Source organism: Shewanella waksmanii, from assembly GCF_043643685.1.
Lineage (GTDB): Bacteria > Pseudomonadota > Gammaproteobacteria > Enterobacterales > Shewanellaceae > Shewanella > Shewanella waksmanii_A.
Window position 1 is genome coordinate 72245 of record NZ_JBHZSN010000004.1, and the last position, 20784, is coordinate 93028.

Below are 20784 nucleotides of genomic sequence, written 5' to 3' on the forward strand. Positions count from 1 at the left end.
TTCCCCTGTAGTTCAGTTGGTAGAACGGCGGACTGTTAATCCGTATGTCACTGGTTCGAGTCCAGTCTGGGGAGCCACTCCTCTGCGTTAAATAAATTTCCCTTTTTGTAATTTCGCTTTAGGCATTAATCAGTTACACTTATTTGATATTGTCCATTAGTAATATCAAGTGTTGTGGAACGGATTCTTTATGAGCGTGACAAAATCTTTTCATTTACTTCTGTTTATCTGTTTTGCTGCCATGGCAACCGCAGGGCTGTTTGTTGAACAAAAACAGCTACAACAGCTTGGTAAACAACAGCTGGAAGCTTATCTACAATCTCAAGCTGTACAAACGATGTCAGCAGCTAGTGGTAAAGCGTTTTACCAGCAATTAAATACTGAGTTTGACTTCCAGTTTTTTCAATATATCCACACAGAAGACAATGACCTAAGCTACACATTCGGTAGCCTTAATAACTCAGATACCGGCTTACAATCGTTATTGACCATCGAGCTTGACGATACCCGTACATACTCAGGTGGACGCTTACAAATTAGGTTAAATAGCAAACCACTGACTGATATTGCCATCAATGATTTATTACATTGGTGGGCCATAATCAGTATTGCCTACCTGTTACTCGCAGTAATTTTCACCTTGTTAATGCAACGTCAGTCTCGAAGCATCGATTATGCAGCGCAGTATGTTAGTCAGCTTACTAACAGCAAATTTACAGCATTAGAACAATCACGCTTAACCGGACAATTTAAGCCACTTGCTGAATCGCTAGATAATGGACGCGGCCAACTCGCACAAACCATCGCCACTTATGAGAAACAATTAGCTACGTTAAATAAAGAAGCATATCAAGACCCGATCACAGGGCTAGGCACAAGGCAAAAATTTACCGAGCATTTAGACAGCATCACCAATGGCAAAAATAGTCGTATAGGTGTACTTGCGATTATAAAAGCCACCGAATTGGCCAGCATTAACCAATCACAAGGCCGCTCTGCTGGCGATAGCTATTTGAAAAAAATTGCTGAAATACTGAGTCAATGCGCCGGAGCCTATGAGCATGCCCACTGCTATCGTATCTCTACCGGGGATTTTGGCATCATTATTCAAGATCTCACCCTAAAAGACAGTCAACAACTTCTTAAAGCAATTAAAACCCAGTTTAGTGAGTATCAGCAAACGATTAACGCCGATTCGATTGGCCATATTGGTTTAGTCCCCTATCAGCAAGGCACCGAAGCCGTGCCGTTACTCACGCTCGCAGACGCTGCCGTTAGCATCGCACAAACCCAAGGTCCCAACAGCTACCATGTGCAAGAAAAACTTAATGGTGATGAGCTTTATGGTGATACGCGTTGGCAAGAAGCGATTGAAGATTTGATCCAACGTAGAGCATTAAAATTTTACGTACAACCCATTTCCCCCTGCCGCTCAGAAGTCCAGGTATACAAAGAGTTATTGGCACGTTTTTATAATAGTGAAGGCAAGTTCTTACCCACCGCAACAGTTATCGCCATGGCTGAAAGGCATGGTAAAAGTATCGAGTTAGACAAGCTTATTATTCTTAGCACTATTCGCATGTTACTAGAAGATCCCAGTATTGATGGCGCCTTTGGCATCAATATTAGTAGCGCATCAGCAATGCAGCCTGACTTTGTCGCTTGGTTGAAGGATATTTTGGCTCGCCAACGCCATATTGCGGCACGTTTGGTGTTTGAAATTAATGAGGCTGGTTTGCAATCCAATTTCAATGCAGCCCACAAGTTAGTCCATGAAATACACAGTGTTGGTGCTAGAGTCAGCGTTGAGCACTTTGGTATGGGACTGACATCGTTTAAGTTTTTCAAGCAAGTACGCCCTGACTTTGTCAAACTTGATAGGAGTTATGCAGAGTCTATCGAAGTTGACACCAACAACCGATTCTTTGTCAAAATGATGATAGACATCGCAAGAAGACTAGCAATTCGCGTTATCGCCTGTGGTGTTGAGAGACAGGAAGAAAAACTCGCGTTAGAACGACTACTCGTAGACGGGCTACAAGGCTACTATATCGCCCAACCTCAAGCTTTTAAAAATAAAGGTGGCGAATCAACGTCCAATTAGTAGTTTAATTGGTTAATCCCTGCATTCTATGTGTTGTTTATAGACTTGGAAAAGTCGATAATATGCGCATAAATTAAATAAGATAATTGATAGAGATGAGTGAATATCTCCTGTTGTTGGTTAGCACCGTGCTAGTCAACAATTTCGTATTAGTTAAATTTCTCGGACTCTGCCCATTTATGGGAGTGTCTAGCAAGCTAGAATCGGCGATTGGCATGTCTATGGCAACGACCTTTGTGCTGACGCTTGCCTCAATAATCAGTTACTTAGTCAACCAGTACTTACTACTTCCATTTGATTTAAGCTACCTTCGCACGATGGCATTTATTTTGGTTATCGCTGTTGTAGTTCAGTTTACTGAAATGGTTGTGCAAAAGACCAGTTCCTCATTACACCGTGCCCTTGGTATCTACCTGCCATTAATTACCACTAACTGTGCAGTGCTTGGGGTCGCATTACTCAATATCAACGAAGACCATAACTTCATCGAATCCGCTTTCTATGGATTCGGCGCAGCAGCTGGATTTTCCTTGGTATTAATTCTGTTTTCAGCGATGCGTGAGCGCCTAGCAGCCGCTGATGTCCCCGCACCTTTCAAAGGCGGCGCAATTGCAATGATCACCGCCGGACTGATGTCATTAGCCTTTATGGGGTTTACGGGGCTGGTTAAATAGTTATGTTAGAATTTGTTATTGCAATTGTATTATTAACCTTATTAGCACTATTTTTTGGCGCCTTATTAGGCCTTGCTGCCGAAAAATTCAAAGTCGAAGGTGACCCGCTAGCAGATCAAGCCGAAGCTTTATTACCACAAACCCAATGCGGTCAGTGTGGTTACCCAGGTTGTCGCCCCTACGCCGAGGCAATTGCCAACGGTGAGAAGATCAATAAGTGCCCCCCTGGTGGTACAGCGACAATGGAAAAACTGGCCGAATTAACAGGTCAAGAACCTGAACCTCTGACTGTTAGTGAAGAAGTTCAGGTGAAAAAGGTCGCTTATATTCGAGAAGATGAGTGTATTGGCTGCACTAAGTGCATTCAGGCATGTCCAGTGGATGCCATTTTGGGTACAGGAAAGCAAATGCACACGGTGATCACAGATTACTGTACCGGTTGCGATCTTTGTGTCGAGCCCTGCCCTGTAGACTGTATTGACATGTTACCGGTAAAACAAACAACTAAAAACTGGGATTGGCAGCTAAACGCTATTCCAGTCACTGTGCTTCAAGAGGAATCAAAGTGTTAACCTTATTAGAGCAGATTGATAAAGGAACACTGTGGCGCGCGATAGGTGGAGTGCATCCACCAGAAAATAAAATTCAGAGTAACGCAGGCTGCATTACTCGCCTCTCGCCAGCGCAAGAGTATATTATTCCACTTCCCCAAGTAGGTGATAGCGCGAAATTAGTTGTAGCTAAAGGCGATTACGTTAAAAAAGGCCAAACCTTAACTGCAGCTGCAGGCTTTGGCTATTTACCGGTCCATGCTCCAACCTCAGGTCATATCCATTTATTAGAAGCACGGCCAAGTAATCACGCCTCTGGCTTACCTGTGCTAAGTGCTGTGCTACACCCCGATGGCCAAGATTTATCAGAACAATCCTTGCCATCGCGCGAGCATAGTGAGGTTATGGCATTAGATAACCAGCGTATTTTAACCCTGGTTGAACAAGCCGGCATTGCGGGCCTAGGTGGCGCTGCGTTCCCAACACATATTAAACTTAATCCCGTTTCAGACATTGAACTACTTATCATCAATGGCATTGAATGTGAGCCGTTTATTACCGCTGATGATCGGTTAATGCGAGAATATGCAGATGATATTTTGTTGGGCATCGAGCTTATTGATAAGTTAGTCAATCCTCAGCGAATTATCATCGCGATTGAAGATAACAAACCTGAAGCGATTGAAGCGATTGAACATGGGTTGAATCGTAGTGCCATTGACGCGAACAAGATAAGAATCACTGTCGTCCCAACGCTTTATCCATCAGGCGGTGAAAAACAGCTCATTCAAATTCTGACAGGACAGGAAGTACCGTCAGGTGCGATACCTGCCCAGCTTGGTATAGTTGTACAAAACGTCGCAACTGCATTTGCTATTAAACAAGCAGTTTATGATCATAAACCACTTACAGAGCGCGTAGTCACTGTAACAGGCAAAGGGATTAAAAGACCCGGTAACTATTGGGTGCCTATCGGCACACCCATAAAACATATACTTAACGTCTGTGAATTTGATGCAAACCGTGTAGAGCAAGTGATTATTGGTGGTCCTATGATGGGATACACCCTACCTGACGCTAGCGCCCCTGTTTTAAAGGGAAGCAATTGTGTGTTAGTTCCTGAGCCAGGCGAACTCGGACAACCTCGCCCAGAACTGCCCTGTGTGCGCTGTGGAGAATGCGCCCAAGCCTGCCCTGCTCAATTATTACCGCAACAGCTTTTTTGGCACGCTAAAGCAAAAGAGTACGACAAAGCGGCTAGCTATAATTTACAAGACTGTATCGAATGTGGTTGCTGTAGCTATGTTTGCCCAAGTGATATTCCCTTAGTCGAGTATTATCGCATCGCTAAATCAGCTATACGAACCGAAGTTGAAGAAAAGAAACAAGCTGAATTAGCAAAACAACGATTTGACTCTCGTACATTACGACTAGAAGAAGAGAAAGCAGCAAGAGAGGCCAAAGCCAAACAAGCAGCTGAACGTCGTAAAGCAACAATGAGCAGTGGTGATAAAGATGCAGTGGCTGAAGCCATGGCACGAATAAAAGCGAAAAAAGCCCAAGAGCAAGGCAATGATAATAAGAAAGCCGATGTATCAGCAGCTATAGCGCGCGCTAAAGCTAAAAAACAACTCAGTACCGATAACAGCAGCGCAGACAGTAAGTCTGATCAAGTTGCGGCTGCTATCGCCCGAGCAAAAGCCAAAAAGGCAGCGGCAAATAACCAGGACGCCACTAGTGCGTCACATAATGATGATAAAAAAGCTAAAGTAGCAGCGGCTATTGAACGGGCTAAAGCCAAAAAAGCCGCGACTCAAGAGCCAGAATCAATCTCCGATGATCAAGTCAATGACAAAAAAGCTAAAATCGCTGCTGTAGCAAGGGCTAGGGCTAAAAAAGCCGCGACTCAAGAGCCAGAGTCAAACTCTGATGATCAGACCGATGATAAGAAAGCTAAAATCTCAGCGGCTGTCGCAAGAGCTAAAGCTAAAAAAGCCGCAGCTCAAGAGCCAGAGTCAACCTCTGATAATCAAGCTGATGATAAGAAAGCTAAAATCGCAGCGGCTGTCGCAAAGGCTAAAGCTAAAAAAACGGCAGCTCAAGAGCCAGAGCCAACCTCTGATAATCAGGCCGTTGATAAGAAAGCTAAAATCGCAGCGGCTGTCGCAAGAGCTAAAGCTAAAAAAGCCGCCGCTCAAGATATAGACTCATCCAATGCCGTGGAAGACCAAACCAGCGTACCTGAGTCACCTAGAACAGTTAATAGCGACGCTATAGAGTCCAGTAATGACAAAATCGACGTCGAACAAGATGCTGCTTCGCACCATACTCAGGCCGATGACAAAAAAGCTAGAATAGCCGCCGCTGTTGCCAAAGCAAAAGCTAAGAAAGCCAAAGCACAGCATACGTCTAAAGAAGAGGATTAACACGTGGCATTTAAGATAGCATCATCACCTCATTTGAGTGATAAAATGCAAACCAGTCGATTGATGCAGCAAGTTATGCTGTGTGCCCTACCGGGACTCGCTGTACAATGCTATTTCTTTGGTTGGGGGACTCTCATCCAAGTTGTATTTGCCATGTTAATTGCCTGGTTAGCTGAAGCCCTTGTTTTAAAAATCAGAAATCGACCTACCCTAGCAACACTAAAAGACAATAGTGCATTGCTCACCGGTTTTTTACTTGGTCTTGCCGTTCCGGCTTTTGCACCATGGTGGATCATATTTATCGGCGTGTTGTTTGCCATCATCATAGTGAAACAGCTATATGGCGGCTTAGGTAATAACATTTTCAATCCCGCAATGGCAGCTTATGTCATGCTGTTAATTGCCTTTCCTTTGCAAATGACCACCTGGAGTGCGCCAATTGGCTTTGCACAACAGAGTTTTAGTTTCAACGAAACCCTACAACTTATCTTTTTCGGTGCCACAGGAGCCGACATAAGCCAATACCAACTAGGCATTGATGGTATGGCAATGGCCACTCCGCTGGACAGCGTAAAAACCGCTTTCTCTACTGGGCTGACCATTAACGAAGCGCTGCTAGCCAATAGTTTCAGTGACGGCTTAGGCGTAGGTTGGTTTTGGATCAATTGCGCCTACTTTATCGGTGGTTTAATCATGATAAAGCTAAAGCTGATCCGTTGGCATATTAGTGTGGCTATCATTGCATCACTGTTTATTTGTGCAAGTATTGGCTACTTACTTAACCCAGATACGCACTTAGGCCCAATAATGCACCTATTTTCTGGTGCTACCATGCTTGCAGCATTCTTTATTGCGACAGACCCAGTCAGTGCTGCAACCAGTAATCAAGGTCGGTTAATTTTTGGTACCTTAATTGGCGTAATTGTTTATGTGATACGAACCTATGGTGGCTACCCAGACGCATTTGCATTTGCGGTTCTATTGGGCAATTTGTGTGCGCCGTTTATCGACCACTATGTCAAACCACGGGCCTATGGCCATAGAACGAGCCGTTAGGAAACTAGATCATGTTGAAAAAATCTATGTTAAAAAATGGCGCATTACTCGCTTTATTTGCCATGCTATGTACCGCACTCGTGGCCGGCATCAACCAGTTTACCTATGACAAAATTAAGCAGCAGGAAGCACAGGAGTTATTGCGTGTTTTGCATCAAATAATACCCGATAACATCCACGACAATAACCTCATCGAACACTGTATTTTGATTCATAACCCAGAGGCGCTAGGAACCGATGAGCCGCTACCAGCCTACATAGCGTCAATGCAGGGCGAGCCTGTTGCTATCGCGCTAGAGACTGTCGCCCCCGATGGATACAATGGTGATATTAAGATCATCATAGCCATTGATACCAACCAGCAAGTATTAGGTGTTAGAACCCTGAGTCACAACGAAACACCTGGCCTAGGTGACAAAATTGAACTAAGAAAGTCCGATTGGGTGACTGGCTTCAACGGCCTGCGTGTATTTGAAGACAATAAAAGTCGCTGGGCGGTAAAAAAGGACGGTGGCGATTTCGACCAATTCACCGGTGCCACCATTACGCCAAGAGCCTATGTCAAAGCGGTACATAAGGCAGTCAGTTTCTTTAATGCTGAGCAACAGAAACTATTAACTCGCCCTGCTAATTGTGAGGTTGAATATGAGTAATTATCGCGAAATTGCTTGGCAAGGTTTATGGAAAAATAACCCAGGCCTTGTACAACTGCTTGGGCTTTGTCCACTATTAGCCGTAACTGCAACAGTTACTAATGCCTTAGGGTTGGGCTTAGCCACACTAATCGTACTTGTTGGTTCAAACGTTTTGGTCTCGCTAGTAAAAAATTATGTACCAAAGGAAATTCGTATTCCGGTGTTTGTGATGATCATCGCCGCACTTGTCACCACCGTACAGCTACTGATCAATGCTTATGCTTATGGGCTGTATTTGTCATTAGGGATTTTCCTACCTTTAATCGTCACCAACTGCGTAATTATCGGCCGCGCTGAAGCGTTTGCATCACGCAACAATGTCTTAAGTTCAGCCTTTGACGGCTTGATGATGGGAATTGGATTTACACTTGTATTGGTTGCCCTAGGCGCGAGTCGTGAGCTACTGGGTCAAGGCACCTTGTTTGATGGTGCAGATCTACTGCTTGGCGAATGGGCGAAAGGTTTAACCCTACAAGTTTGGCAAATGGACACACAATTTTTACTTGCCATGTTGCCACCCGGTGCTTTTATTGCCATGGGATTTTTGATTGCCACCAAAAACTATATTGACCAAGTGATTGAACGCAGACAACCCAAAGTACAACCAGAAACTACGATTACTCGAGCTAGAATAACAAAAGTCAATTAACTATGAATACCGAGAAACGTCGTCAAATACTCGAGATTTTTCGAGACAACAACCCACACCCAGAAACTGAGCTAAATTTCTCTAGCCCATTTGAGCTATTAGTCGCCGTAACTCTGTCGGCCCAAGCCACCGATGTTAGTGTCAATAAAGCCACTGATAAATTGTTTCCAGTAGCTAATACCGCACAAGCTATTTATGACTTGGGCGTTGATGGCTTAAAGGAGTACATCAAAACTATCGGGCTATACAACAATAAAGCGATTAACGTCATTAAAGCCTGTAAGATACTCATTGACGAACACCAAGGTGAAGTACCTGAAAATCGTGAAGCCTTGGAAGCCCTGCCCGGTGTTGGCCGAAAAACAGCAAACGTAGTATTAAACACAGCTTTTGGCTGGCCTACCATCGCCATTGATACCCATATTTTTCGTGTCGCAAATCGCACAAAATTCGCCATGGGTAAAAATGTCGATCTCGTAGAAGAAAAAATGCTAAAAGTAGTACCAAAAGAATTTAAAGTCGATGTCCATCATTGGTTTATTCTTCACGGGCGCTACACCTGCATCGCCCGAAAACCGCGCTGTGGAAGCTGTATTATCGAGCATTTATGTGAATTTAAAGAAAAAGTCTATCCCGACGAATAAGTGCAATGGGTTTTAATTGCTAAGTCACCGATTCAAACACTAAAAAGCCGCATCTTGCGGCTTTTTAGTTTGCTTTCTACATACCAAAGTGCATTTAGTACATAAACACAAAAAACATGCTTAGGAAAGCTGCGATAACAACTGTAAGACCAATGGCCATTTTTAGTTCTGAAGACATAAGGTACTCCTATTTGTTGTGTGCTTTATTATCCCAGTGAATTGCGCTCTACACCAATTATATCCAAAGTTCTGTGAAGACGATCAACATCTATAACATACATTACATGTCGCTAATTTTGAAAAAAGCAGGGACCTGTAATGATAGAACAACGGCGAGTACTCAGTGTGTTAACCTTGGCTCAGAAGCGCTAAACTCTCGCTGAGCGATCACATCTTTATGCCGATTGCTATAACTACCACATAACATGAAATTTCGAGTAAGTTCACTAAACCGTTATCCAAAACCAATTTATTTCATAGACAAGCTTTAAATCGACGCAGTACACTTTAGCCAATCAAAACAACAAGAGTGAACACGATGTCGCAACTACTCCATACTATGCTTAGAGTCGCTAATTTAGACAAAAGCATCGAATTTTATACCCAAGTGCTCGGTATGAAGCTTCTTAGAAAATCAGAAAATCCAGAATATCGCTATACCCTGGCCTTTGTAGGTTTTGATGAGGAATCAAGCGGCGCCGCTGTTGTCGAGTTAACCTATAACTGGGACACTGATAATTATGATCTCGGCAATGGCTTTGGCCACCTAGCCATTGGTGAAGCCGATATTTACCAACGTTGCCAAGCGATCGCTGATGCCGGAGGCAAAATTACCAGGCAACCTGGCCCAGTAGCTGGCGGCAGCACTGAAATTGCTTTTGTAGAAGACCCTGATGGTTATAAAATTGAATTAATTCAATTAAGTAGTGCAACAAAAGGCTTAGGTTAACTCCTAAAGTAATGCAAAAAAAAGCGCCCTAATAGGCGCTTTTTTCATCTTTATTGTTTAGAACTTCATTGAGACACCAGCGTAAATCTGGCGACCAATTGTGTCATAAACCTCTGGAACGGTACCCGCTTCGTTACCACTTGAAACCATTACAGGCTCTTCATTGGTTAGGTTTTTCACACCAATGTTGGCAGAGAAACCATCAGTGAAGTGATAAACACCAGAAACGTTGTGATACAGCACTGAAGAGATATCTTCACCAGTATTAACATCGTTCATTTCGCCAATGTAGCGGTTAGAGTACATAACACTCCAGTCACCACGGCTAACCGTTAGGTTAAAGTTGTTCTTATATTCAGCGTATCCACCGTACATACCGCCAATGGTGCCAGTGTAATCAATACCGTCTTGCTCAAACTTGATTAAGTGGGTTAAATCGTTATTGATTTTCCAATCTAAGCCAAGCGCTTCGAAGGTATATGCCAAATTGAAGTCAATACCGCTTGTATCTTGATAACCTACGTTTGTTAGTGGGTTAGTCAGGTTACTCAAATCACCATTTGGACCAATGTTGAAAGTCTCACACGCTGAACCGTCACCGGCAAAACAAGCATCTAGCCCCGCTTGTACGTCTAGACGTGCAATGGCGTTATCAATCTTGAATCTCCACCAATCTAAAGTCAGTGATAATCCGTCGATATAGCTTGGAGAATATACGATACCAGCTGTGTATGACTCAGATGTTTCTGCATCTAGGTCTTCATCAGAGGTGTAGTTAACCAAGATTTGCGGATCTTGCTCGTTACCCCATGGATCCGTAAGGTAGTCGTATGAACCTGAGTTACCACCATATAGCTCACTCACACTTGGAGCACGGAAACCTGTTGCAGCCACCGTACGTAGCATTAAATCATCAGTCGCTTCATAGGTTAAACCCACTTTCCAAGTTGATGCATTACCAAAGGTTGAGTAATCATCGAAACGGATTGCAAACTCACCGGTTAATTTATCGGTAAATGGCACGCTGACTTCTTGGTATACAGAGAATACGTCGAAGCTACCGTCAGTTGGATCTTGCTGTGCAGCAGTACCTTCACCAGCAACAATCACAGGGTCTGGGTTAAAATAACCACTTTCGTGGCGATACTCAGCACCAATCGCGAACGCTACAGCGCCAGCTTCTAAATCAAAGGCTTCACCACTAATCACACCGGCAACAACATGCTGCTCATTTCCGCCAGTGGTGAATTCGGTGTAGCTGACTGCGTCGATCATTTCTTGAGTCATTGGGTCGCCACCAAACCATGCGTCTTGATTGGCGTAGATAGACTTCTCCATGTTACCTTGGTGAATTGAGTTATGAACCCAGGTCTCAGCTTCGTTCTTACCATAGGTATAAGACACGTCCCAATCTAGACCGGTATTAACATCAATCACGCCTGCTAGGCCGGCAGAGATACGGAAGGTATCAGTGTCTTGCTCATAAACACGATTACCCACATCATTCATACGTTTACGGTAGTTGACCATGCCGTTTTCGTCTGGTGCAACACCACCTGCAATCATTGCATCATCTAGAGTAATGCAATCATCTTGCTTAATGTTGTTTTCACACACTTTAAGGTCTAGGTTAGCTGGCTGTGCAGCCATCATCTGCTTAGACTTACGCTTGGTGTATAAGAAGTCACCATTAAATACGATATCGTCAGTTAGCTCTTGAGTACCGTTAAAAAAGAAGCTATAGCGTTTATTTGGCGTTTGTAACCAGCTATCTTGGGTGTAGTCATAACCATATTGACGGTCTACCCACTCACCTGAATCAGGATCAAGCTGCTTGCCACCTAAGGTGCCTTCTGGGATAAATGAGCTAGAGCCCTTCTCAACCCAGTCACGGTCGCCTTGCATTACACCTTTACGCTCAGAATATGCTAAACCGAATGTGTAGTTACCACCGTTAGTATTAAAACCATATAAGCCACTTAATTCGATGTTTTCGCCATCCCCTTCAGATGCAGCACCACCATTTACATCAAACTGGAAGCCTTCAAAATCTTTTTTGGTGATGATGTTCACAACACCGGCAATTGCATCAGAGCCGTAAACCGCAGATGCGCCATCTTTTAAAATCTCTACTCGAGCAATCATGGCAACTGGAATAGTGTTCAAGTCAACTGCGCTATCGGCACCAGAACCTGAATTAACCATACGACGACCATTAAGTAGCACCAAGGTTCTGTTTGCCCCCATACCACGTAGATCTACCTGTGCGATTCCTCGTGCACCATTGTTAGTGGTCGAACCCACAGCCATACCGGCCATAGCAGGCTGCGCTTGAAGAATCTCATCTACCGAGGTGTAACCTTCTGCACGAATGGCACCAGCATCAATTACGGTGACTGGCGATGCGGTTTCCATATCTTGACGTTGAATACGGGAGCCAGTTACCGCAATACGTTCTACATTGGCAGATGCTTCTTCAGCTGCTGCTGTCGTACTGGTCAACGCAGCACCACTTGCTACTGATGCAATTAAGCTGTACTTAATTGCTGAGGCCAATTTTGATGTTCTGATCATTACGATTCACTCCCTAAATTAATTATTTTTATTAGCGCCACAAATTAATTAATCGGCGTTGGAATCGATACTGTAGTTTCACGTAACTACAGTCAATCACCAATTATTTTAACCAACGATAAAAACTTGTTAAAATAAATGATAAAAAAGGTTTTAAATAGATGCAGCAATTTTATAAAAAGCCAAAAAGAAACGCATGACAGCATAAATCACTATAGAAAGTAAATTTGAGTAGTTTTAATATCGACAACAGCAGCAACAGGAATTTAACCTCACCACTAAGCAAAAGTGTGATGAGGGTCACAGAAATATACTGACCATGCTTTTCAGATATCGAAAATATCACCAACTAGTGAGCTGGTTCATACTTTTGTCGTGGATAAAATTCCACCATAAAGCTGGCGTACAGGAATGAGTTAAGATTGTTAACAGAATATTATTCTGCAAACGCGTGGATACAAATAGCGACAAATGTGAATAAGGCTGGGTTAAATAATAATATTTGTAGCTTAATATGGTTATAATTTTAAATATATTAATCATAGTTAACTTCAATAATGTACTCTAATTTATAATCACCATTATTAGGTTTGGTAATAACAGTAATCTTGCCGCCAATATCTATATTTAAATTGCCAGAAAACACTGTAAACTGTTGGCTCTGCTCACCATCAGCTAATAAGGGTTCAAACTTGAAGTGATTATTTTCAATTGAGTGCACAATGACATTCACATTGGAGTGATCTTTGGCTGACAAAGTGAGTAAGCCAAGCTGCGCATCAGTACCGATACAACCGCTACCTGTGCGCCCTTCCCGGCTTAGTTGACAGCTTGCATTATCGTCATTAAGGACTTCTCCAAAGTAAACTGGCGCAGCTTCTACTATATCTATGGGATGCACTAGATTAAAACCAACATGGCCAACCGCTGCCGCTAACAAAAACGTTATCACCCTATCGCGCTTCTCTCTAACCTTTTAGTCTTACCATCTATTATAGTGTTACCTGTATTTTGCGTTGCTAAAGATCAACTTACAGATCACAAAACCTGAGTTTGCTCACTTTTGCATTACAACAAAAGGTCATTCAGGGCATAAAGGTTAGGCTTAGATACTGATTTTGGATGCTGCAATATTGGTGTTTGCATTTGGAACTAAAAGCTTATCAGCTAACTAGGACTATATGGATTGCTCTGAGGATTAGTCCACATCGGCGTTTTCAATATGAATAGGTGCCAGTTCAACAAATTGGCCCGGCTTAATGGCAATAGTTTGTAATACTTCAGACTGGATACTAAGCTCATACGTTGCCGGCGTTATACCGTCGAATAAAAATATACCGTCAAACTCAACATAAGTCCGGTAATGATGAGTTTTATCAATAGACACTAACTCAACTAACTTTCCTTTAGCAGCAAGTTGTTCATCTCCTTTGATAAATGCACTGCCTTCCAACTCGGCGGTATTCACAATCGGATAATAGACTTGTTGTACATTACCAGGGTGTACGTCAACACTGAAATTCGGCATTTTTGCCACTAAAAACGGATCGGGAAGACTGGCTTCGTTAATACTTAGCTTATGTGGTTGATCCACTCTAAGTTGTGTTATCAGCAGTTGGCCAAATTCATCGGTTGCTTTGCTTGCTTGACTATGACCCGAAAATCGAACCCCTTGCATCAGTATCTCATCGTCATCATAGCGATCATTACCATTGTCATCTTGGTAAACAATCAACTTAATCGCACCGGTATTGAGGTAATTTAAGCGCTCTAACAACAATGTGTTGTCATCAATAAACCACAAGGCAGAACTATTCCATTTAATTTGACCAAACCAATCGCCTTCAGAGTCAGTATCGACCATTAGCCGCAATGAACCATAATCAAATAAGTAAGATATTGAATTTCGAATACTATACTCGGCATAGGATTGCGGCTGATAACGCATCTCTACCTGATAGTTCAGATGCTCACCAATCGAGCGATTCGCATTAGCAACCCAGATATCAATGCCTCGGTCATCGGTTAAACCTAAATCCAAATAACTACGCAAATACCAATCCGATAGCTTTCCGGATATCGCTAAGCGACCAATATAATCATCAACGCTGCCAGTCTGTAGCCAGCGAAGCTCAGCTGAAAGGGAAAGTCTTTGTAACTGGCCTGATAACCTTGCGTTGGCCTGTAAGCTGTCTGCCGATAAAGTGTAATCGCGCCAATCAGCGCCAAGAGACCAACTAATGGGTAAATTATCCAAACTACCATTGAAAGCTAGATTTGCTTGCTGCTGGAGACGCTCATTAGGGTTACCCCAGGTGCTAAAGTCTTCATAAAATGACCAATCAGCTATCCAGTCGACAGTATCGGCACTTCCCTGTAGCGTCGCACCTGCTGCATAGCCTTGACCATTATGGGCATAGTTTAGCTGTAGAAGATTATGATCCCCGACTACATTCAAATTGAGTTTGGAGATTGTCATCCAATCATCATCTGGTTGCTCCTGCCTTATCACAGCTAAGCCAGTCGTTATGTTTTCAGTAAGTGCATATTGACCGCTGACATAATACTGCTGCAGGTCATCTTGCTCCCTAGCCAGAGCCCCTGCCTGAAAGCCTGCATCTCCTTTTTCAAGCACTGAGTCATCAAGCAAACGCGAGAAATTTTCTACTTTTGTTTCTCCATTTGGGCCAAAAAAGCGCAACTGATATTGGTTCAAACCGATAAAGTATGGCACCTGCTCAAATCGATATAAACCATCAGCGCCAATGCGTTTAACATCAACTAGCGCGTGATTACGATATAGCTCAACGTCCCAATCCCGCAACCACTCACCTTCCACTATGATGTAGCGCAGGTCTTGTGTTGAACCATCACCTGCACTCACGGTAAACCCAAGGCCTTGATCGCCATCAGAAACCAGCGGCATACTTTGAGAGTTAACGGTACCTAACCGATAGTGCTTAACCCAAGCTTCTGGGGTGTTTTTCTCGATATATGCGGTCAGGCTTTCTCCGGATTCTGATTGACTGTAACTGAGGTAAGTTTGGTGATTGAGTAAATCAACTTTTGCCTGTGCTGACACTTCTTGGCTAAACTCTTTGGGATCGCCTTGCTTTAACGCGTTAACACCAAGATCTACGTTTAACGCAACATCCCCCAATAGCGCATTGTCTTTGCCCACATGAACGACATTATTTTGTTCAGTTGATGCCTTTTGCGCATTAAAAAGCTGATAACGCTTCTGCCTTTGCTTTAGTTGGCTCAAAGGGATATCAATCGACTCTGATATTAGAAATAATTGTCGATTGGCTTGAAACTGAATGTCCAATCCAAACATCTGTTTAATCACATCCATAGCGATATAGATGTCCCAATCATCATAAAAAAGTACCGTATCTTGGCGGCTACAATCGGCAGAATAATTGAGGTATTTCATCAGCCCGTTACTCACTTCAATTTCAGCGTTTTGTGATTTAAACCAACCATTGACAGCCAATGTATCCATATCTGCAACCACTGGTAGGAGCAATAGCTCTGCTAACAGTTGCACAGGAAGATACACCGTATTTCCCTGTTGGTAAGCAAATAGCTCCTCACTCAGTACCTCACCGGCATAACGTAGTTGGCTAATAATAAATTGCTCATCTTCGGTTGGCTGACTGACATAGTGACGATTTATCGTTTCAGCACATACTGAGAAGCCACCCAAGTTTTGCGCCGCTTCAATCACTGTTTGATTTTGTGACTTCCCCCTTGTTAGCGAGCGACTGGCCGAGTCTTGAACTTGTTGAGCCACATTCCCAGTAGATTGCGGTTGGTTATTAGTTAATTGAACCATCTCACCTTGAATGAGCTTTTGACCAACTAGCGACTTATTTGCCACTTTGCTCACCTGTTCGCGAGGCTGCATAGGCTTTGTTTTGGCTAAAAACACCGTTTCACGTTGGCTAGCAGGAAGTTGACTTGCAAGCTCCCCCATATTTGTTTGAACTTGGCCCATCTCATCCGCATTGGCTTGAAACTGATACTCTGAAGTAGGTTGAGGCTTTAGGTGGCTTTGGTGGTGGATAGTTGTTTGGTGGATAGTTGTTTGGTCGATAGTTGTTTGGTTGCTAGTTCGCTTTATGCTATCGACTTGGTCTACATATTCGTTGTTGGGCGATTGATGATCATAATTAGCGCCACTTTTATCAATACCGACACTTTTATCATTATAAACACTTTGATCACTATGAGTGCTATCACTAACCCTGCTGGTCGCTTTGAAGTCACTTTCGAAACTAGCGGTATTGTAGGCTTTTGAATCTTTATGACGAGTAGGCGTTAGTGTAACAGTCAAGACTAAGACAACAAGCAAGAACAATACAGTTAGCGCTGGATAAACGACCCAGTGCTGAAGATTGTTTTTTTGCTTGTTGGTCCCGACCATTAGCAGATTAATTTAACGCGTATTCAATCACCTGTGGGTTGGGTAGTTGGTCACTTTCACTGTATCGCACCCACAATTTAGTTGAAGCTTCAACAGCGCTGTCTAAAGAAACTGCAAAATTACGTTCAGAGATTTCTGTGTATAAGGCCGCATTTTTGTAACTACCTATAGTCTGCTTTTTACCGTCAACTTCAGTGAGCACTTCGATATCACCATAGGTGCTACGGCTCCCCGCTCTCGCTAAGGTCACTGATACATTATTGGTTTGTGGGTTAAGTTGCCCAGTGGCGATTTCAACCTCGCTGTTCAACTCCCCGACACGAAGCACCACTGGCACTGAAATTCTTAACACAGCAGAGATACTTAAAGAAAGCGACTGGTTATCATCACTTGACGAAGTCGATTCGGCTTCAGTAAGCGGAATTTGATTAAACACCAAATAACTACGATATTCGCCAGGTTTTACTCCTTTTGGCAATCTCAACGCCACTCTGACTCTTGTGCCTTGCTCGGGATCGAGGGTGATTCTTCTAGGAGAATAACGCACATATTTCGCCAAGACGCCTTTGCCATCAACCGATTGGTAGTCACCTGTGGGTAGCTGACGTTTATCTTGAAAATAGATGTTGTAACGGGAGGTCACACTGCCTTTATTAACCAATGAGAAAATGGCACTTTTCTGCCGTTTATCATCTAGTTCTGCACGGGTAGGAGTAACAAGTAGGTTGGCATTAACGTTAGATATGACAAAAAACAAGGCTAAACAGCCTAAAATAGATCTCTTCATAATCACGCCCAGCTAGTTTATATGAGTCGAACTCATTAATATTATTGGTTAGCTTACTTCGAGCATTTTGTGCGCCCTAACAACACTTAGGGCGCCATTTTTATCTGCTTAAATTAATAAACAACGTCTACAGTGTAGCTAATAGTCTGGTCACCTGAAGTGGCGCTAGCTGCTACTACATCGATAGAGCCGCCTACAACTACTGTGGCAGTATTCGATGAAACAGTCACTGTGCTAGAGGCGATTGATGGCGTAAAGGTAACACCAGCAACTGATGTATCAGCACCAGAAAGGGTTACATTAACATTACCATCATTGGCAGTAATGGCGAAAACACCAGATGCCGCAGCGTTACCGCCAGCTAAGCACGCTGCACCAGTGACAGCATTAGCATAGTCTAGGGTACAATTGCCATCTGCAGAGATATCAATGTTACCAAATTCCATCACAGTGGTTTCAGTTACGGTGATAGGCTGAACTAGTTTAAACTGTGCCGTGCCGGTGGCTTGCTCAGCAGCACTTTGTCCAGCAAAAAATAACACAGAAGCAGCAGTAGTCAGAAGTCTTTTTTTCATTATTTTGAGTTCCATAAGTAGTACGTCTTATTATTATCACTCACACCCAGCCCTTCCGTTGCTGACTCCGCTCTTCCTTGATCCCGTATAAGTCGATGTTTAAAAGGCACTTTAAGCTGTGCCATGGCAATTACCCTATCAAAGTAGAAACAATTAGCAACACTTTATTTACAAGCTGTTTACAAATGATTTTCTTTTTTAGTGGTAAATATCGATAAACTTGAGTATTTTGGTCAGTTATACGGGTGAAAGCGGTTACAATGTGAGCTTACAAGTGAAAAATCGTTAGACTTTAGTCTTACTCCTACTCTTATCTCTTAATGGAATATGTTATTAACTTTTGTTTTATTTAGATAAATCAACCAAAAGCTTGTATTAAACTATCCTTTCATGGCAGCTTATAAGGTGTGTTTGCATAACAACAAGTACGATATGCGGAAGCCGTTATTGTTAGAAATCAGCAAGAAAATGCCACGTTTACTAGTAAATGTTCAAATTGCCCTTGCACTTGGACTCGCAAGCGCTTTGCTCATCAAGCCTGTATGGGGACAAATTTCCATTACGGAGATCCAGCCACTGAAATATCCTGCGGTGGTTAAAAATGCTACCAGTAGTTCAATTGTGGTGGTTAATTGGAAAGGTAACTTAGGTAGCGCTACCAACGTCACGTTGCTCGATAATGACTACCATAACGGCCAGTATTTTATTACCTCAGACACTGATCTTCCGATAACGATTAACTTTTATCAGTTAGGCAATGAAAATAAAGTCAATTTAAAGACCCTTAGAGTCCGTTACAAAGGTAAAACCTTGAAAAATTTCCCAGCGGTCGACCTAGATAATCCGGGGCCCACTGGGGAATACTTAGAGATCGGCGCTAAAGTGGTTGCGGGTAAAAAGGCAGATTCCGGTTTGCGTTTACCGCAGTATGTTCTGGAAGTTACCGAGCAATAATCGCCTAGAGCATCACTTAGGTAAAAATGCATAAAAAAGCAGCCAAAGGCTGCTTTTTTTATTCTGCTTTAATCATATCAAAATGACTATAGGCTCTTGCGGTCGCGATTCGTCCTCGCGGCGTACGTTGAATAAAGCCTTGTTGTATCAAAAACGGCTCTAACACATCTTCAATAGTTTCCCGCTCTTCCCCTATTGCTGCTGCGAGATTATCTAAACCAACGGGGCCGCCCATAAATTTATCGATAATGGCTAACAACAACTTGCGATCCATGTAATCAAAACCTTCGGCGTCAACATCAAGCATATTCAACGCATCTTCTGCAACTTGCTGACTTACCACACCATCATGCTTTACTTCGGCATAATCTCTTACACGCCTAAGCAATCTATTCGCTATTCGGGGTGTACCACGAGAACGCTTAGCAACTTCGGTAGCGCCATCTGCATCAATGGGAAGTGTCATCACTTGAGCAGAGCGTGCAACAATACTGCTCAAATCGACGACATTGTAGAACTCCAAGCGCAGTGGAATACCAAAACGAGCGCGCAATGGCGAGGTTAGCGCACCGGCGCGCGTTGTAGCTCCAATCAGCGTAAACGGTGGCAAATCCAATTTAATTGAACGTGCTGCTGGCCCCTCGCCTATCATAATATCCAGTTGATAGTCTTCCATAGCTGGATAGAGGATCTCTTCAACAACGGGGCTTAATCGATGAATTTCATCAATAAACAGCACATCACCTTCTTCAAGGTTAGTCAGCAACGCAGCTAAGTCCCCCGCTTTTTCAAGCACAGGCCCGGAGGTCGACTTAATATTGACTCCCATTTCATTGGCGACAATCATTGCAAGAGTCGTTTTTCCCAAACCTGGAGGCCCGTAGATCAACATATGATCTAATGCTTCATGCCGTTTTTTCGCCGCTTCAATAAACACTTTTAGTTGCGCACGCGTATCATCTTGACCAGTATACTCATCAAGTAACTTAGGTCGCATTGCCCTATCAATATGTTCATCTCGCTCTTCAAATTCCTGCGCTTGAGCGTGAACTAACCGATCTGCTTCTATCATTTCAATTTAGCGCCTTCGTTATAGCATTGATTTTAATGATGCCTTAATCAAGGCCTCTGAGTCCATGCCTTCTTCAAAAGCACTAGACACCGCCTTACTGGCTTGAGCAGGCTTATACCCTAAGCTGAGCAACGCTGCAATAGCATCTTCTTCTGCTGTATTCACCACAGGTGCTGGCGTGTAATTAGATTGCAATACAAACTCTCTCTCGGAGCCAACTGATGCTTCCATCAGCGTTTTCAGCTTGTCGCGCATCTCAACCAGCAATCGTTCAGCCGTCTTTTTACCAACCCCAGGCAGCTTAACCAATGTCGCAATGTCATCATGTTCAACACACTTAACAAACTCTGCCGCCGTCATACCTGATAAAATAGTTAAACCAAGTTTAGGCCCAACGCCATTAGCTTTGATTAATAAACGAAACAATGCTCGTTCTTGCTTGGTAATAAAACCGTAGAGCAGTTGAGCATCCTCACGCACCACAAAATGGGTATAAATAACGGCTTCTTTATTGAGCTCGGGCAGTTCGTAAAAGCTAGTTAATGGCATCTGCACTTCATAACCAACACCAGAGACATCGATTAACACTTCTGGAGCTTGTTTTTCTACTAATACGCCCCTTAATCTACCCAACATAATAAATCC

The 20784-nt window shown here is 43.2% G+C and carries 17 protein-coding genes and 1 tRNA gene; 11 read left to right on the forward strand and 7 right to left on the reverse strand.

The genetic code is table 11. The features are described 5' to 3' along the window. The first annotated feature begins 1 nt into the window (after position 1). From ACHUFW_RS07255 to gloA, 10 genes are all read left to right on the forward strand, one after another. Positions 2-77, forward strand: a tRNA-Asn gene (locus tag ACHUFW_RS07255). Between the two features lie 113 nt (positions 78-190). Next, on the forward strand, positions 191-2104 hold the full coding sequence (locus ACHUFW_RS07260) for an EAL domain-containing protein (RefSeq protein ID WP_394201822.1): 1914 nt from the start codon (positions 191-193) through the stop codon (positions 2102-2104). Between the two features lie 95 nt (positions 2105-2199). Next, on the forward strand, positions 2200-2778 hold the full coding sequence (gene rsxA / locus ACHUFW_RS07265; RefSeq protein ID WP_394201824.1) for an electron transport complex subunit RsxA: 579 nt from the start codon (positions 2200-2202) through the stop codon (positions 2776-2778). A gap of 2 nt (positions 2779-2780) precedes the next feature. Continuing rightward, complete coding sequence (rsxB, locus tag ACHUFW_RS07270; protein WP_394201826.1) at positions 2781-3350, forward strand: electron transport complex subunit RsxB; 570 nt, start codon at positions 2781-2783, stop codon at positions 3348-3350. Then, complete coding sequence (gene rsxC, locus ACHUFW_RS07275; protein WP_394201827.1) at positions 3344-5755, forward strand: electron transport complex subunit RsxC; 2412 nt, start codon at positions 3344-3346, stop codon at positions 5753-5755. The genes rsxB and rsxC overlap by 7 nt, the downstream gene beginning before the upstream one ends. A 3-nt stretch (positions 5756-5758) precedes the next feature. Further along, positions 5759-6811 (forward strand): electron transport complex subunit RsxD, encoded by a 1053-nt coding sequence (gene rsxD / locus ACHUFW_RS07280; protein WP_394201829.1) that lies wholly within the window; start codon positions 5759-5761, stop codon positions 6809-6811. Between the two features lie 26 nt (positions 6812-6837). Then, the gene (gene rsxG / locus ACHUFW_RS07285) at positions 6838-7464 is read left to right on the forward strand and encodes an electron transport complex subunit RsxG (protein WP_394202253.1); all 627 of its coding nucleotides are present in this window, start codon (positions 6838-6840) and stop codon (positions 7462-7464) included. Beyond that, complete coding sequence (locus ACHUFW_RS07290; RefSeq protein WP_394201830.1) at positions 7457-8155, forward strand: electron transport complex subunit E; 699 nt, start codon at positions 7457-7459, stop codon at positions 8153-8155. Before rsxG ends, ACHUFW_RS07290 begins: the two co-directional genes overlap by 8 nt. A 2-nt stretch (positions 8156-8157) precedes the next feature. Continuing rightward, on the forward strand, positions 8158-8799 hold the full coding sequence (nth, locus tag ACHUFW_RS07295; RefSeq protein ID WP_394201832.1) for an endonuclease III: 642 nt from the start codon (positions 8158-8160) through the stop codon (positions 8797-8799). 538 nt (positions 8800-9337) lie between these two features. Further along, the gene (gloA, locus tag ACHUFW_RS07300; RefSeq protein ID WP_394201833.1) at positions 9338-9748 is read left to right on the forward strand and encodes a lactoylglutathione lyase; all 411 of its coding nucleotides are present in this window, start codon (positions 9338-9340) and stop codon (positions 9746-9748) included. Positions 9749-9805: 57 nt separating this feature from the next. Here the strand turns inward: gloA and ACHUFW_RS07305 are convergent, their stop codons facing one another. The 5 genes from ACHUFW_RS07305 to ACHUFW_RS07325 all read right to left on the reverse strand — a co-directional run bounded on the left by ACHUFW_RS07305 (position 9806) and on the right by ACHUFW_RS07325 (position 18113). Then, positions 9806-12322: a TonB-dependent receptor gene (locus tag ACHUFW_RS07305; RefSeq protein ID WP_394201835.1), complete on the reverse strand. Its 2517-nt coding sequence runs from the start codon at positions 12320-12322 to the stop codon at positions 9806-9808. Between the two features lie 535 nt (positions 12323-12857). After that, positions 12858-13274: a hypothetical protein gene (locus tag ACHUFW_RS07310; RefSeq protein WP_394201837.1), complete on the reverse strand. Its 417-nt coding sequence runs from the start codon at positions 13272-13274 to the stop codon at positions 12858-12860. A gap of 246 nt (positions 13275-13520) precedes the next feature. Next, positions 13521-16661, reverse strand: a complete 3141-nt coding sequence (locus ACHUFW_RS07315; protein ID WP_394201839.1) for a carboxypeptidase regulatory-like domain-containing protein — start codon at positions 16659-16661, stop codon at positions 13521-13523. A gap of 97 nt (positions 16662-16758) precedes the next feature. Further along, a complete protein-coding gene (locus tag ACHUFW_RS07320) occupies positions 16759-17538 on the reverse strand; it encodes a fimbrial biogenesis chaperone (protein WP_394201841.1) in 780 nt (259 codons plus the stop codon). 113 nt (positions 17539-17651) lie between these two features. Further along, a complete protein-coding gene (locus ACHUFW_RS07325; RefSeq protein WP_394201843.1) occupies positions 17652-18113 on the reverse strand; it encodes a hypothetical protein in 462 nt (153 codons plus the stop codon). A 432-nt stretch (positions 18114-18545) separates the two neighbouring features. On the opposite strand from ACHUFW_RS07325, the gene ACHUFW_RS07330 reads away from it, so the two are divergent. Further along, entirely contained in the window at positions 18546-19067 is a 522-nt protein-coding gene (locus ACHUFW_RS07330; RefSeq protein WP_394201845.1) for a hypothetical protein, read from the forward strand. A gap of 58 nt (positions 19068-19125) precedes the next feature. On the opposite strand, the gene ruvB is transcribed toward ACHUFW_RS07330, so the two are convergent. Both ruvB and ruvA read right to left on the reverse strand, forming a co-directional pair. Then, positions 19126-20139: a Holliday junction branch migration DNA helicase RuvB gene (gene ruvB, locus ACHUFW_RS07335; protein WP_394201847.1), complete on the reverse strand. Its 1014-nt coding sequence runs from the start codon at positions 20137-20139 to the stop codon at positions 19126-19128. Positions 20140-20157: 18 nt separating this feature from the next. Continuing rightward, positions 20158-20775: a Holliday junction branch migration protein RuvA gene (gene ruvA, locus ACHUFW_RS07340; protein WP_394201849.1), complete on the reverse strand. Its 618-nt coding sequence runs from the start codon at positions 20773-20775 to the stop codon at positions 20158-20160. Positions 20776-20784 lie beyond the last annotated feature (9 nt).

Excerpts from the sequence above, each read along its gene's own strand:
- ACHUFW_RS07260 (WP_394201822.1), top strand. The coding sequence starts at position 191 with ATGAGCGTGACAAAATCTTTTCATTTACTTCTGTTTATCTGTTTTGCT.
- rsxA (WP_394201824.1), top strand. The coding sequence starts at position 2,200 with ATGAGTGAATATCTCCTGTTGTTGGTTAGCACCGTGCTAGTCAACAAT.
- rsxB (WP_394201826.1), top strand. The coding sequence starts at position 2,781 with ATGTTAGAATTTGTTATTGCAATTGTATTATTAACCTTATTAGCACTA.
- rsxG (WP_394202253.1), top strand. The coding sequence starts at position 6,838 with ATGTTAAAAAATGGCGCATTACTCGCTTTATTTGCCATGCTATGTACC.
- ACHUFW_RS07290 (WP_394201830.1), top strand. The coding sequence starts at position 7,457 with ATGAGTAATTATCGCGAAATTGCTTGGCAAGGTTTATGGAAAAATAAC.
- nth (WP_394201832.1), top strand. The coding sequence starts at position 8,158 with ATGAATACCGAGAAACGTCGTCAAATACTCGAGATTTTTCGAGACAAC.
- gloA (WP_394201833.1), top strand. The coding sequence starts at position 9,338 with ATGTCGCAACTACTCCATACTATGCTTAGAGTCGCTAATTTAGACAAA.
- ACHUFW_RS07305 (WP_394201835.1), bottom strand. The coding sequence starts at position 12,322 with ATGATCAGAACATCAAAATTGGCCTCAGCAATTAAGTACAGCTTAATT.
- ACHUFW_RS07320 (WP_394201841.1), bottom strand. The coding sequence starts at position 17,538 with ATGAAGAGATCTATTTTAGGCTGTTTAGCCTTGTTTTTTGTCATATCT.
- ACHUFW_RS07325 (WP_394201843.1), bottom strand. The coding sequence starts at position 18,113 with ATGAAAAAAAGACTTCTGACTACTGCTGCTTCTGTGTTATTTTTTGCT.
- ACHUFW_RS07330 (WP_394201845.1), top strand. The coding sequence starts at position 18,546 with ATGCGGAAGCCGTTATTGTTAGAAATCAGCAAGAAAATGCCACGTTTA.
- ruvB (WP_394201847.1), bottom strand. The coding sequence starts at position 20,139 with ATGATAGAAGCAGATCGGTTAGTTCACGCTCAAGCGCAGGAATTTGAA.
- ruvA (WP_394201849.1), bottom strand. The coding sequence starts at position 20,775 with ATGTTGGGTAGATTAAGGGGCGTATTAGTAGAAAAACAAGCTCCAGAA.